General features: G+C 68.4%; 8 protein-coding genes, 1 tRNA gene and 2 pseudogenes. 7 read left to right on the top strand and 4 right to left on the bottom strand.

The features are described 5' to 3' along the window. The 3 genes and pseudogenes from ABZ845_RS24065 to ABZ845_RS24075 all read left to right on the top strand — a co-directional run. A pseudogene (locus tag ABZ845_RS24065) lies at window positions 1-651 on the top strand (bi-functional transferase/deacetylase); the annotation flags it as partial. Between the two features lie 20 nt (window positions 652-671). Next, window positions 672-2,927: a transglycosylase domain-containing protein gene (locus ABZ845_RS24070; protein WP_360982963.1), complete on the top strand. Its 2,256-nt coding sequence runs from the start codon at window positions 672-674 to the stop codon at window positions 2,925-2,927. Window positions 2,928-3,196: 269 nt separating this feature from the next. Further along, on the top strand, window positions 3,197-4,390 hold the full coding sequence (locus ABZ845_RS24075; protein ID WP_360982965.1) for a S53 family peptidase: 1,194 nt from the start codon (window positions 3,197-3,199) through the stop codon (window positions 4,388-4,390). 183 nt (window positions 4,391-4,573) lie between these two features. Here the strand turns inward: ABZ845_RS24075 and ABZ845_RS24080 are convergent. Next, window positions 4,574-4,647, bottom strand: a tRNA-Gly gene (locus tag ABZ845_RS24080). A gap of 494 nt (window positions 4,648-5,141) precedes the next feature. Between ABZ845_RS24080 and dcd the strand changes: the two genes are divergently transcribed. The 3 genes and pseudogenes from dcd (at window position 5,142) to ABZ845_RS24095 (ending at window position 8,111) form a co-directional block, all read left to right on the top strand. After that, window positions 5,142-5,717, top strand: coding sequence for a dCTP deaminase (gene dcd / locus ABZ845_RS24085; protein WP_360982967.1), 576 nt, complete (start codon window positions 5,142-5,144; stop codon window positions 5,715-5,717). Window positions 5,718-5,769: 52 nt separating this feature from the next. Beyond that, window positions 5,770-5,973: pseudogene (locus ABZ845_RS24090) on the top strand (phosphoribosyltransferase family protein); the annotation flags it as partial. A gap of 476 nt (window positions 5,974-6,449) precedes the next feature. Beyond that, a complete protein-coding gene (locus ABZ845_RS24095) occupies window positions 6,450-8,111 on the top strand; it encodes a right-handed parallel beta-helix repeat-containing protein (RefSeq protein ID WP_360982969.1) in 1,662 nt (553 codons plus the stop codon). Between the two features lie 258 nt (window positions 8,112-8,369). On the opposite strand, the gene ABZ845_RS24100 is transcribed toward ABZ845_RS24095, so the two are convergent. From ABZ845_RS24100 to ABZ845_RS24110, 3 genes are all read right to left on the bottom strand, one after another. Then, window positions 8,370-9,362 (bottom strand): Yip1 family protein, encoded by a 993-nt coding sequence (locus ABZ845_RS24100; protein WP_360982971.1) that lies wholly within the window; start codon window positions 9,360-9,362, stop codon window positions 8,370-8,372. A gap of 96 nt (window positions 9,363-9,458) precedes the next feature. Continuing rightward, the gene (locus ABZ845_RS24105) at window positions 9,459-10,679 is read right to left on the bottom strand and encodes an MraY family glycosyltransferase (protein ID WP_360982973.1); all 1,221 of its coding nucleotides are present in this window, start codon (window positions 10,677-10,679) and stop codon (window positions 9,459-9,461) included. Window positions 10,680-10,684: 5 nt separating this feature from the next. Further along, on the bottom strand, window positions 10,685-11,851 hold the full coding sequence (locus ABZ845_RS24110) for an NAD-dependent epimerase/dehydratase family protein (protein WP_360982975.1): 1,167 nt from the start codon (window positions 11,849-11,851) through the stop codon (window positions 10,685-10,687). 261 nt (window positions 11,852-12,112) lie between these two features. On the opposite strand from ABZ845_RS24110, the gene ABZ845_RS24115 reads away from it, so the two are divergent. Then, the gene (locus ABZ845_RS24115) at window positions 12,113-13,399 is read left to right on the top strand and encodes a nucleotide sugar dehydrogenase (RefSeq protein ID WP_360982977.1); all 1,287 of its coding nucleotides are present in this window, start codon (window positions 12,113-12,115) and stop codon (window positions 13,397-13,399) included. Window positions 13,400-13,477: the final 78 nt, after the last annotated feature.

Consider the following 13,477-nt stretch of genomic DNA (forward strand, 5'->3'; position numbering starts at 1 on the left):
TGCTACGGCACCCTGCAGGCGATGTGGAAGCACCGCGGCGCGCTGGTGCAGCGCGGTGCCGCCGGCAAGCTGGGCCGCCGCGGCCTGGTCTACCTCCTCCTCTTCCAGGTACTGCTGCCCCTGCTCGCGCCGGTCGTGGACGTCTTCGCCCTGTACGGCCTGGTCTTCCTGGACCCGGCCCGGATCACCGCCCTGTGGCTCGCCTTCCTTCTTCTGCAACTCGGCATGGGCCTGTACGCGTTCCGCCTGGACGGCGAACGCCCCGGCCCGCTGTGGAGCCTGCCGTTGCAGCAGTTCGTATACCGGCAGCTCATGTACCTGGTGGTGGTCCAGTCCGTCTTCACCGCTGTGTCCGGATCACGCCTTCGCTGGCAGCGCATGGAGCGCTACGGCAGCCTGCGGGCACCGGCGGGAGCGGAGCCTTCCGGGGAGGGCCGCATCACGGCACCCGCACAGCCGGAACCGGAACCCTTCGAAGGCGCCGCGCAGCCGGAACCGTACGCGGCTGCCCCCGGACCGTACGCGACCGCCCCGCAGCCCGGACCGTACGAGTCCCACCCGGGCCCCTGGCCGTACCAGGACCATCCGCAGCCCTGGCCGTACGCGGTCCCTCCACAGCACGCACCCCGCGATACCACCCATTGGTACTGAAAGGAGAGTGATCCGATCCCATGAGCGGTACCCGGCGCAGGCCGCCGCAGCGCACCATCTCCGGCAGGCGGGCGCGGGTTCGTCGCAGCGTGAGCCGCACCGCATCGCGCAGACGCTGGATCGATTACCCGAGAAAGGGCCGCGCGGGCGCGCGCCGCTGGCTGCCCTCGTGGCGCCAGGTGCTGGCGTCGCTGCTGTTCTGCGTCGGTGCGACGACCGCGGCCATCGGGTACGCCTACGCCACGGTCACCATCCCCGACCCCAACCCCTCGACGCTGCTCCAGAACAACGTCTACTACTGGTCAGACGGCACGGTCCTGGCGACCGACGGCAGTGTCAACCGGGAGAACATCTCCCTGTCGAGGGTCCCGGTGGGCGTACAGGGCGACTTCATCGCCGCCGAGAACGCCTCTTTCTACTCCGACCCGGGCATCGACCCGCAGGGCATCGCGCGCGCCGTCGTGCACATGGCCGGGGGAGGCTCCGTCCAGTCCGGTTCGACGATCACCCAGCAGTTCGTCAAGAACACCTACCTCGACCAGTCGCAGACGATCTCCCGCAAGCTCAAGGAGCTGCTGATCTCCGCCAAGATCGGCGCGAGCATGAGCAAGCAGCGGATCCTCCAGGGCTATCTGAACACCTGCTACTTCGGCCGGCAGGCGAACGGCATCGAGGCCGCCGCGCGTGTGTACTACGACCTTCCGGTCGAGAAGCTGACCGTGAGCCAGGGCGCCTTTCTCGCCGCCGCCGTCAACGAGCCGAGCCTCTTCCAGTACGCCGACTCCGCCGCCGGGGCGCGGACGCAGGCCCAGGCCCGCTGGTCCTGGGTGCTCGACCGCATGGTGGAGACCGGGAGGCTGACGGAGCAGCAGCGTGCCCAGTACGCGGCGGCCGGTTTCCCGGCGCCCAGGAAATGGACCCCCGGCTCGGGTCTCACCGGCCAGGCCGGCTATCTGGTCCAGGTGGCCCGGTCGTACGTCCAGCAGCACGACCCCGGCATCACCGACAGCAGCCTGAGCCGGGGCGGCTACCAGATCCACACCACCTTCGACCGCACGAAGACGGGGCAACTGGCCAGTGCCGTCGCGAAAGTACGTGCGCAGCGCCTCGACCCCGCCCACCGGGCGGCCGACCGGGATGTCCAGACCGGCGCCGCCTCGGTGGACCCGGCCACCGGCCGGATCCTGGCCCTCTACGGCGGTCCCGGCTACGAGCGGGACCACTACGCGGACAACGCCGACACCTCCGGCGTCCCGGTGGGCTCGACCTTCAAACCGGTCGTCCTCGCCTCCGCGCTCCAGTACGGGGCCGTCCTGAAGCCCGGCACGTCCCCGGCACCCGTCACCCCGGCGAGCAGGTTCGACGGGGACGACGGCATACGGATCAAGGACCGGCAGGGCACCTACGTCACCGACGACAAGGACCCGACCGGCCTCCTCCACCAGCACAACGACACCACTAACCGGTGGGGGTACATCTCCCTGCGCACGGCGATGGAGCAGTCGGTCAACACGCCGTACGTGCAGCTGGGCGAGGACGTCGGCTACACCGACGTCTCCCGGACGGCGAAGGCGATGGGCCTGCGCTCCGGGAGCCTTGCAGCGCCCAGCGCCGGCTTCTACATCGGCACCTCGACCCCGAGCGCCATCCGCATGGCGGGCGCCTACGCGACGTTCGCCGCGTCCGGGACGCAGGTCACGCCGTACTCGGTGGTCAGGGTGACCCACGACGGGGCGATACGGCCCGGCTTCACCGCACCCGCCCCCGTACGCGCCCTGCCGGCGCCAGTCGCCGACAACGTGACCGACGTTCTGCGTGGCGTCATCACCCGGGGCACCGGCACCAAAGCCGAGGCCCTCGGCCGGATCGCGGCGGGCAAGACCGGGACCACCGACGACTACCGGTCGGCATGGTTCATCGGCTACACCCGCCAGCTCGCCACCTCCGTCGTCCTCTTCAAGGAAGATCCTGCCCATCCCCAGCTCCAGTCCTTGGTGGGCGTCGGCGGCCTTCAGAAGGTGTTCGGCGGCGACATCCCGACCGAGATCTGGACCCGGTACATGCACGACGCCCTGACCGGCCTGCCCGACCTCCCCTTCCCCACCCCCACGTCGCTCGGCCGCGGCACCGACGAGCCCGGCGTCCCCTCCGCCTCTCCCACCCCGGCCCCCACCAAGCACGCAGGCCGGCCCGGCAGGCGAGCGACGCCCACGGCCGCCCCCAGGCCGGGCCTTCCGACGTCCGGTCCCAAATGCCGCCCGCACAAGTGCCGTTGACGCTGGATCGATGCAGCTCTGTCAACCCACGGGAGGGTCGAATTTTGGCCATGTTTTATTGGGAAACGGCATATGTGCTGCACAGGAACGGCAAAGGAATGCTTCCCGCTTCAACCTCATCTTGTTGACGTGGTCTCGACATCCGTATGTTCTGCGCGGCCCTGGTGCGTACCCCGCGCCACGGTCGTACCGCGCACCCCCCACAGCCCTTCCCGGTACACCCACCACGTGGAGGACGTACGTTGCGCAGAACCGTTTCCCTCACCGCCGTGACCACACTTGCCACGGCCGCCCTCGCCCTGGCCGCCCCCGTCGGCCAGGCGGCCGAGGCCACCGCCCCCTCGTCCCACGGCGTCTCCGCCGCCCGCGCCTGCGCGGTCCCGACGAAGAAGGACGTGATGGCCTGCAACGCCCTTCAGGTCACCGCGGGCACCCCGGCCTCGGCGCACGCCGAGAGCGCTCTGACGGCCGCCGCCGCACCCTCCGGCTACGGTCCCGCCTCGCTCCAGTCGGCCTACGACCTGCCCTCCGCGAGCGGTGGTTCGGGCCAGACCGTGGCGATCGTCGACGCCTACAACGACCCCAGCGCCGAGTCCGACCTCGCCGTCTACCGCTCCCAGTACGGTTTGTCCGCCTGCACGACGGCCAACGGATGCTTCCAGAAGGTGGACCAGAACGGCGGCACCAAATACCCGCGCGGCAACTCCGGCTGGGCCGAGGAGATCTCGCTCGACCTCGACATGGTCAGTGCGGCCTGCCCGAACTGCAAGATCCTGCTGGTGGAGGCGAGTTCCTCCAGCATGACCAACCTGGGCACGGCCGTGAACACCGCCGTCAGGCTGGGCGCGAAGTTCGTCTCCAACAGCTACGGCGGCTCCGAGTCCTCCAGTGACGCGTCGTACGACTCCACGTACTTCAACCACCCGGGCGTCGCCATCACCGTCTCCTCCGGTGACGGTGGCTACGGTGTCGAGTACCCGGCGGCCTCCAAGTACGTGACGGCGGTGGGTGGTACGTCCCTGAAGACCGCCTCGAACTCCCGGGGCTGGACCGACACCGTGTGGAGCGGGGCGGGCTCCGGCTGCTCCAAGTACGACGCCAAGCCCAGCTGGCAGAAGGACTCCGGCTGCGCGAACCGCACGGTCGCGGACGTCTCGGCCGTCGCCGACCCGAACACCGGTGTCGCGGTGTACGACACCTACGGCCAGGGCAGCGGCTGGATGGTCTTCGGCGGCACAAGCGCCTCCTCCCCGCTGATCGCGGCGGTCTACGCGTTGGCCGGTGTCCCGTCCTCCGGTTCCTACCCGGCGTCCTTCCCGTACGCGCACACCTCGGCGCTGTACGACGTCACCAGTGGCTCGAACGGCAGCTGCGGCGGCTCGTACCTGTGCACCGGCGCCACCGGCTACGACGGGCCGTCCGGTCTCGGCGTCCCGAACGGCACGGCCGCCTTCACCGGCTGAACCCTCCCTGTGGGGTAAGCCGGTCGCCTGTGTGCACCACGCGGAGTACGGTCGGCCTCCTTGCTGCGGCTCTCCCGATCCTGCGCCACGGGCCCGGCCGCTTCGTTCCGCCATGCCAGAAGTCACGCCCCCCAAGAGATGACCAAAAACAAAACCCCAGGTCGCCGACCTGGGGTTTCCCATTGGAGCGGGTGACGAGAATCGAACTCGCGCTCTCAGCTTGGGAAGCTGATGTTCTACCATTAAACTACACCCGCGTAAGACGCCGATGATCATCGGTGTCGTAGTGCTCGCTCACTCTACCTCATGTCGGGCCCCCGGTGTCGAAGCCGCGGGGCCCGCCGTCGTTCGGGGGTGTGGACAGGGCTGCGGCGGGCCGGAGTTGGGGCGTACGGTGGGGGTGTTGGAGAGGGGCCGCGGGCGGTCGGAGTGCCGCCTGGAGGGCCGTCCCTTTCATCCCGTAATGTGGCTTTCGTCGCCGTCACGCCAGTGAGACGAAGGCTCTTGGGGAAGGGACTCAGAGGACTTGATGGAGCGCACCGTCGTCCGTTGTGCCGAAGGGCACGTGTTCAGCACCGCTTCGTTCCCGATGCAGCAGGCCGGGCGCCTCGGTCCCGGCCGGCTCGTCCGGTGTCCGCGCTGCGCCCGGCTGCGCAGTGCGGTGCCGGTGGCTCTGGAGAAGCGCTAGCGTACGGGCGCGCGGGGACGTCACGATTGTGGCGGCTCCGCGCGCCTTGCGTATTCTCGGGACGTGCTTCTCTCAGACATGGACATCCGGACCGAGATCGACAAGGGGCGGGTCGTGATCGACCCGTTCGAACCGAGCATGGTGCAGCCCTCGAGTATCGACGTGCGCCTCGACCGCTACTTCCGGGTGTTCGAGAACCACAAGTACCCCCACATCGACCCCTCCATCGAGCAGGCCGACCTCACCCGGCTCGTGGAGCCGGAAGGCGATGAGCCGTTCATCCTGCACCCTGGTGAGTTCGTGCTCGCCAGCACGTACGAGGTGATCACCCTCCCCGACGATCTCGCCTCGCGCCTCGAGGGCAAGAGTTCCCTCGGGCGGCTCGGGCTCGTCACCCACTCCACCGCCGGGTTCATCGACCCCGGCTTCTCCGGGCATGTGACGCTCGAGCTGTCCAACCTCGCCACGCTCCCGATCAAGCTCTGGCCGGGGATGAAGATCGGGCAGCTGTGCATGTTCCGCCTCAGCTCGCCGGCCGAGTTCCCGTACGGCAGCGAGCGGTACGGCTCGCGCTACCAGGGGCAGCGCGGTCCGACCGCCTCCCGCTCCTTCGTCAACTTCCACCGGACCCAGGTGTGAGCGGGGCCGGACGGGCATGACAGGCGAGCCGGGCAAGGCAGGCGAGGCGGACATGGCAGAGGCGACGGACGGCCGGGAGAACCTCTCGTACGAGGAGTTCGGGCTCGCCGTGCGCGAGCTGGCCCAGGCGATCGCCGACGACGGGTACCGGCCCGACATCGTTCTCAGCGTCGCGCGCGGTGGTGTGTTCGTGGCCGGCGGGCTGGCCTACGCCCTCGACTGCAAGAACATCCACCTCGTGAACGTCGAGTACTTTGGGCTGGCTGCTTAGCATCTAGGGTCTGACCTTGGCAAACACGCTGATGAGGCCATGCGTCCTCGCAGTTCGATCTTGCCGGTGATTGGCGTTGATTACCGCTGATCATGGTCCCTGTGCTGAGTCAGTGCTGACTCGCCTGCCTTGCTGTCGGCGTTGCAAGCATTCCCTTCCTCTGCATCGCCTAGGGCCTGTGGTGAGTGGTCATCACCTTCACCCTTGCCGCAGCCCTGTGGCGGCTTGTCCTGCGGGAAGCCGTAGCTCCTCGACTGAGTGATCGGTCCGCGGCTGTGGTCCGCGCCATCCCTCGCCTTCCTCCTTCGCGCGCGCCCAGGCGGTACCGCCGTACTGGTCATCGCGTCTGCCCGTACCGGCGAGTCTGCTTGTCCCTCTCCTTTGTGTGATCACACAGTGCAAGCGGACAGCGATACCGATGCAAGGTCACCAGGCGCTGTGCGCGGCGTGGGGGAGCTCTGTTGTCGCGTCCGCCGTTGTCGGCCATCCATCTGGACAAGCAGGTGAAGATGAAGATGCGTCGTGCCGTTGTGCCGGTGCTCGTGGCAGTGCTCACAGTGCTCTCGGCGTTCCCCGCGTTCTCGGCCACGACCGGCCGACCGAGAGCGTCCACGCTGATCGTGGACGATGACGGGGTGCAGTGCCCCACGGCGACTTTCACGACGATCCAAGCCGCGGTCAACGCCGCCTCGCCCGGGGACACCATTCAGGTCTGCCCCGGCACCTACAACGAGATCGTCAGCGTCAACACGTCGGATCTGACGCTGGTGGGCCAGACCACGCTCCCGGCGAACTGCGATGTTTTCGTGGCGCCCGACCCGACCGTCGACTCGATCATCCAGGCCACGACCCCGATCGGGAACGGGATCGTGAACCTCGGCGCGGACAACATCCACCTTCAGGGTTTCACGATCCAGAACAATGCGGGGTCGACCTTCGGCGGCTACGGCGTCAACACGTCCGTCCAGCACTCCGGGTACCTGGTCACGAACAACGTGATCCAGAACAACCCGGCGGGGGTGTACTTCAACACGAGCGGCGTGACGCAGTCCGAGGTCGCGAGCAACTGCATCCGCCTGAACAACACGGGCTTCCCTGCCCAGCCTGCATCCGGGAACGGTGTCTACTCCGACCAGGGCATCGCCAACGCGGTGATCGACAACAACGCGTTCTTCCAGCACCAGAACGGTGCGATCACCCTCGACAGGTTCCAGAACACGGTGCAGGTCAACATCAACCACAATGTCTCGCACCAGGACGCCGGGCTGCTGAGCATCTTTCACTCGACAAACAGCGTGGTGAGCGACAACACGGCCGTCGACAGCGCCTTCCCCTCGATCTTCGTCGCCGACGACAACCACGGGCTGCAGGTCCTGCGCAACACCATCCAGACAAGTACTGGCGGCGTGGAAGTGGGAACCTTCTCGGTGGGCAGCGACCACGTGACGATCAGCGACAACACCATCAGCGACTCCACGCAAAACGGCATCATCGTAGACCCCGGCTCGCTGTCCGATTCCACGATCTCGAACAACACCGTGACCAACAGCGCGAACGACGGCGTCCTCATCCAGGACACGAGCGGCAACAGCGGCAACCTGGTCACCACCAACGTGCTACAGGGCAGCGGCCACTTCGACTGCGAGGATCTCACCACCGGTAGCGGCACAGCCGGGACGGCGAACACCTGGACCGCCAACCAGGCAACGACGAGCAACCCCGCCGCCTTGTGTGCCTCTTCCTCCCCCGCCCTGACGATCACGAAGACCCACCCGGGCAACTTCAAAGAGGGCAAGCACGGCACGTACATGATCATCGTCGGCAACAGCGGCCCCGCACCCACCGACGGCACCACCATCACCGCGCACGACACCCTCCCTGCGGGACTGACCGCCACCGCCATCAGCGGTCCCGGATGGACCTGCACCCTCGCCACCCTCACCTGCACCCGCAGTGACGTCCTGCCCGCCGGAAGCAGCTACCCGCCCATCTTCCTCAAGGTCTACGTGCAGTGCGGAGCCCCGGCCCAGGGAACCGATACCGCCACCGTGACCGGAGGCGGAGACCCCACCACCCATACCGCCACCGACCCCACCACCATCAAGCCCAGCAATAGCTGCTGAGAGAAGAACAAACACGACAAGTACGAGTACCCGAAGTGGTAGAACCGCCCGCCTCAACCGCGTGGCGCGCACGCCCCGGCTGCAACTGCCCCTGAGCCGCGGCGGAATGAAAGGTGGGGGCAGAAACGCTCGTTTCCGCCCCCACCGCCGACCCGTACAGTGCTGACCCTGCGGGAGGTGCTGAGCTGGTGCTGAGTTGAGGCGCAGTTGTCGGGCACGCTCCGGCACAGAGCACCGTGCCGGGTATCTGCGAGTGGGCTAGAACGTGCCGAGCTTCACGATCGACAGGATCGCGATCAGCTGGATCGCCGATGCCGCCAGCGCCCGCGGCCAGGGCAGATCGTGGGACTTGGACACCATCAGGGTGAGCAGCGCGCCCGCCCCGATCCAGGTCGCCCAGCCCAGAACCTGGACGAAGGAAGCGTCGCCGCCGGCGAACATCGCGACGAACAGACGCGGCGCGTCCGTGATGGCCATGATCAGCATGGACAGGCCGACCGTGGGCTGCCAGGCCCCGTCGCCGCCGAGCTGACGGGCGAGGGTGTGCGTGACCACGCCCAGCACGAAGGAGCTGAGCACCATGGCCACGGCCGTCGTCAGGACGATCGGGATCGCGTTCGACAGGGTGGCGTTGATCGCGTCCTTCCGCGCGCCGTCGAAGCCGAAGACCGCGAGCAGGCCGTAGAGGAAGGTCACGATGAGAGCCGGGGCCCACATCGTGTAGTCCCGCATCTGGAGGAAGGTCTGGGCCGGAGCCGTCACGATGCCCCGCAGCAGGGCCTTCCAGTGCAGCCGGGGGCCGACCGGCGGCGCGGACGCCTGACCCGCGCGGTAGGTCTCACCCGCGCTGTAGGGGTCCTCGCCGACGGAGAATGCCTGCGTGTGGCCCGGGTTGTTCGCCGCGTACGGATCCGCCGTCCCGGGGTGGCCCTGGCCGCCGTCGCCGAAGTACTCCGGCTCCCCCTGGCCCTGTGGCGCACGCCACTGGGGCCGGCCGCCGTACGGTCCTGGACCGCCGGCGGGCTGTGCTCCGCCGTGCTGCTGCCGCGGCGGCGCGGAGGGGTAGCCGTACGGCGAGCGCTGCGATGCCTGCTGTCCGTACGGGGGGTGTTGCGGTCGCGCTTGAGGGGCGCGGTTGTCACGACCGCGTCCGATCCTGAATCCAGCCACGTCTTCGAACGTACCTGGTCCCGGAAGACGGCGTACCGGGCCCGGGGCAACGGGCCCGGCTTTGCTGCCGAGCTGTGACATCCCCTAGGGGATCCGGGAACAGAACCGGTAAGGGATCCGGTAGGGGCTCCGGTGAGGGCTCCGGCACGTGTTTCCGAGGCTCCCTCGAGCGGACTTTCAAGGGGCGGCGGGCGGCGAGGGCGCGGGCGCCGTGCGCGCCGCCCGTGAGTGCGGCACCGCGGTCGGCCGGGACGGTCCGCCCCGGCGCCCGGACCAGCCACGCGGCCTCAGCTGGAGCGTGACCGGGGAGACCGCGGCGGGTGCCGGAGCGGCCGGGACCCTGACGCCCGGCGACGAGGCTGAAGTGGCTGAAGTCGTTGAAGTGGCTGAAGTGGCCGAAGTGGCGGGGATCTTGAGCAGCAGCCGTACCACGGTGACGCCCACCAGGCAGGCCACGGCGAGTGCCGCGCCGGGAGCGAGCAGCCTGTGGGTCACCAGCGACGACGCCAGGCAGCCCGCCACCGCGAACACGCTCAGGCTCCGTACGACCTGCCGCACCGGCATGCCCATGCGGCGCAACCGGTGGGCGATGTGGTCCGTGCCGCCCTGGAGCAGGGGCCTCGACTCCCGGTGGCGGGAGAGCATCACCAGCGTGGTGTCCAGCGTCGGCACCAGGGTGGCGAGGAGAACGCTGACCGGTCCGGAAAGACCCTCCTGGCCGCTGTGGAGCACCACCATCGCGGAGGCCAGTGTGAAGCCGAGGAAGAGCGAACCCGCGTCGCCGAGGAAGATCCGCGCCGGATGCCTGTTGTGGAAGAGGAAGCCGAGGCAGGCCCCGCTGAGGGACGCCATCAGCACTGCCAGGACGTCCGGACCGTCGATGAGGGCCATCACGCACACGAATCCGCCCATGACGACGCACAGCGACGACGCCGCCCCGTCCATGTTGTCCAGGAAGTTGAACGCGTTCATGGTGAAGACGATCCATACGACGGCGAGCAGCACGTCCGTCGCGCCGCCGAAGACGGCCGGGTGCCCCCCGGCGAGGACCACCACCGTGGCCGTCGCAGTCTCCACGCCCAGCCGGATCCCGGCGCCGAGGGGACGCAGATCGTCGATGAGCCCGAGCACGCACATGGCCGCGGCGCCCGCGAGCAGCACTCCGAGAACCGGGCCGAACGCGCCCGCCACGGCGGCGACCGTGCCGCCCGCCGCGAGGGTCGCGACCGCGATGGCGATCCCGCCGAGGTAGGGCGTCGGGCGGGTGTGCGCCTTGCGGGAGCTGGGACGGTCGGTGATCCCGTGGCGCAGGGCGAAGCGTCTGAGCGGTTCCGTCAGCAGCAGTCCGAGCAGCAGGGCCGCGCCGCCCGCGCCCGCCGTCGCCATTACCTCGCTCACGCCGCTCACCGGCGCGCCAGCGCGGACCCGGCGACGGGCCTGCAGGCGGACGGTGCGGCCGAGGGAACGGTCGGCGTGACGGACGACGGTACGACCGACGGAACACGCTGCTCCGGGGCGCTCGGCACACGCGCCGGCGTCTCGGCGCGCACATCGATGTGGGGTTCGCCGTGCGGTTCACCGTGCGGATCGGCGTGCAGACCGGCCCGGGCGTCCGCGATCGCGTCCGCGAGGATGTCGTCCAGTGTGTGCCGGGGCTGCCAGCCCGTCAGGGCGCGCAGCTTGGCGGTGTCGGGAACACGTCGTTCCATGTCCTCGAAGCCCGGCCCGTACGCCTCGGCGTACGACAGGTGCTGCACCGGTGAGACGCTGCCGGCCCGGGTGATGAGCCGGTCGGCCAGCTCGCGGATGCTGATCTCGTCGTCCGCGCCGATGTTGAAGGTCTCTCCTTCGGCCCCCGGGTGTTCCAGCAGGAGCAGCAGAGCCGCGACGGCGTCCGCGACGTGCAGGAAGCAGCGCCTCTGACGGCCGTCCGCGTGGATCGTGAGGGGTTCGTTCCGTACGGCCTGCCGGGCGAAGCGCGGGATGACCATTCCGTACGCCGGGCTCTGGCGGGGACCCACGGTGTTGAAGAACCGGACGACGGTCGACCTCAGCCCTCGCTCCTGGTGGTAGAAGCAGGCCATGATCTCGTCCACCGCCTTGGCGGTGCTGTAGGACCACCGGGCCACGGAAGGGCTGCCGAGGATACGGTCGGAGGTCTCGTCGAGCGGCCCCGAGGAATTCTTTCCGTAGATTTCCGAAGTGCTGGCGACAAGAATCCTACGGTCATGCCGCTGAGCGCACTCGATGACGTTCTCGGTGCCTTTTGTGTTTGTCACGAACGACTTCAGGGGCTGCTCAATAATGAGCTTGACCCCTACGGCGGCGGCCAAATGGATGACGCTATCGCATTCAGCTACCAGTTCGTCGACGAGCGGGGCATCCAGAATGGATCCCTGAACGAAGCGGAATCGTGGATCCGTCTGTGCCCGGGTGAGGTTCTCCTGCCGTCCGGTGGTGAGATCGTCGAGCACCGTCACGCTGTGTCCGCCTGCCAGCAACGCGTCGACGAGGTGGGAGCCGATGAATCCGGCTCCGCCCGTGACCAGGTAATTCCAACTGCGATCCATGTGCGGCTTCACTCCGGTTCGGGTCGTGGTGTCTCAGTTCCACAGAGCTCGACCGCATTGCCGAGCCAACGTCACCTATGCGATCAATAGCGGAAACTGAAACCTCGTCAGACAATGCCCGTCTCTTCGGCGCGTCGTTTGGTTACGGAATCAGGGTGATGCCGGTCGGACACAGCCAGATGGCTTCCAACGGATCCATCGCACATGCGTCAATGGAGGTTGGCATATGCCGAAACCCCCCACAAAAACGGAGTGATGAGTGTGCGTCAGAGAAGCGACGTGGTCGCGGACGGACGAAAGCTGGTCGTCGTAGGCCTGGGGTATGTGGGCCTTCCCCTGGCCATGCGGGCCGTGGAGGCGGGCTATTCCGTCGTCGGAGTGGACACGGACGAGTTGCGGGTGAAGCGACTCGGCGCCGGTGACTCCTACGTCGAGGACATCGACGACGTACGTCTCATGGCCGCCGTCGACAGCGGCCGTCTCCACGCCACCACCGACTACGCCCGGACCGTCGGCTTCGACGTCTGCGTCATCACCGTGCCGACCCCGCTGCGCGAGGGCGTGCCGGATCTGAGCTTCGTGGAGTGCGCGGGCCGGAGCATCGCCGCCCACCTCACCCCTGGCGCCACCGTGGTCCTGGAGTCGACCACCTATCCCGGGACCACCGAGAGCCTGCTGCGTCCGCTGCTGGAGGAGGGCAGCGGACTGAAGGCCGGCGAGGACTTCCACCTCGGCTACAGTCCGGAGCGCATCGACCCGGGCAACTCCGAGTGGCGCCTGGAGAACACCCCCAAGGTGATCTCCGGGATCGACTCCGCGTCGCTGCGGCACGTCGAGCGCTTCTACGGTGACATCGTGGAGCGCACCGTGCCCGTGAGCTCCTGCCGCACTGCCGAGCTGACCAAGCTGCTGGAGAACACCTTCCGGCATGTCAACATCGCCCTGGTCAACGAAATGGCCATGGTGTCACGGCAGTTGGGTGCCGACATCTGGGAGGCGGTCGACGCCGCCAGTACCAAGCCCTTCGGCTTCATGCCGTTCAGACCCGGTCCCGGGGTGGGCGGGCACTGCCTCCCGGTGGACCCGTCCTATCTGTCGTGGCAGGTGAAGAGGCTGCTGCGGCAGGACCTCCGGTTCGTCGGCCTGGCCAACGAGATCAACGACCACATGCCCGCGCATGTCGTCAGGCGGATCGTCCGCGGGCTGAACGAGCGCGGCAAGCCGGTCAATGGCTCCCGGGTGCTCCAACTCGGCCTGGCCTACAAGAAGAACACCGGCGACATCCGCGAGTCCCCGGCCCTCACCCTCGCCCGCTCACTGCTCACGCTCGGCGCCCGGCTGGTGGTGGCGGAGCCGCACACCGACGCGTATCTCGTGCCGCCGGACATCACACGCGTCGAACTCTGCGAGGCGGAGGTCCGGGCGGCGGACGTGGTCGTGGTCGCGACCGACCACGACGACTTCGACTACGCACTCGTCGAGCGGGCGGGCGCCTATGTCCTCGACACGCGCAACCGCTGCCGTGGAGACCGGGTCGAGGTCCTCTGACCCACCTTCCCACGCAGATACCCGTGCCCCTGTCGTGTGTTGCCGGGTGCGGGTGCGTTGTGCTGCTCGCGCAGTTCC

The sequence above is a fragment of the Streptomyces sp. NPDC047022 genome, assembly GCF_040644155.1.
Lineage (GTDB): Bacteria > Actinomycetota > Actinomycetes > Streptomycetales > Streptomycetaceae > Streptomyces.

What these genes read in the sequence shown, in the direction of transcription:
- ABZ845_RS24110 (WP_360982975.1), bottom strand. Translation starts at nt 11,851, where the DNA reads ATGGATCGCAGTTGGAATTACCTGGTCACGGGCGGAGCCGGATTCATC.
- ABZ845_RS24070 (WP_360982963.1), top strand. Translation starts at nt 672, where the DNA reads ATGAGCGGTACCCGGCGCAGGCCGCCGCAGCGCACCATCTCCGGCAGG.
- ABZ845_RS24100 (WP_360982971.1), bottom strand. Translation starts at nt 9,362, where the DNA reads ATGTCACAGCTCGGCAGCAAAGCCGGGCCCGTTGCCCCGGGCCCGGTA.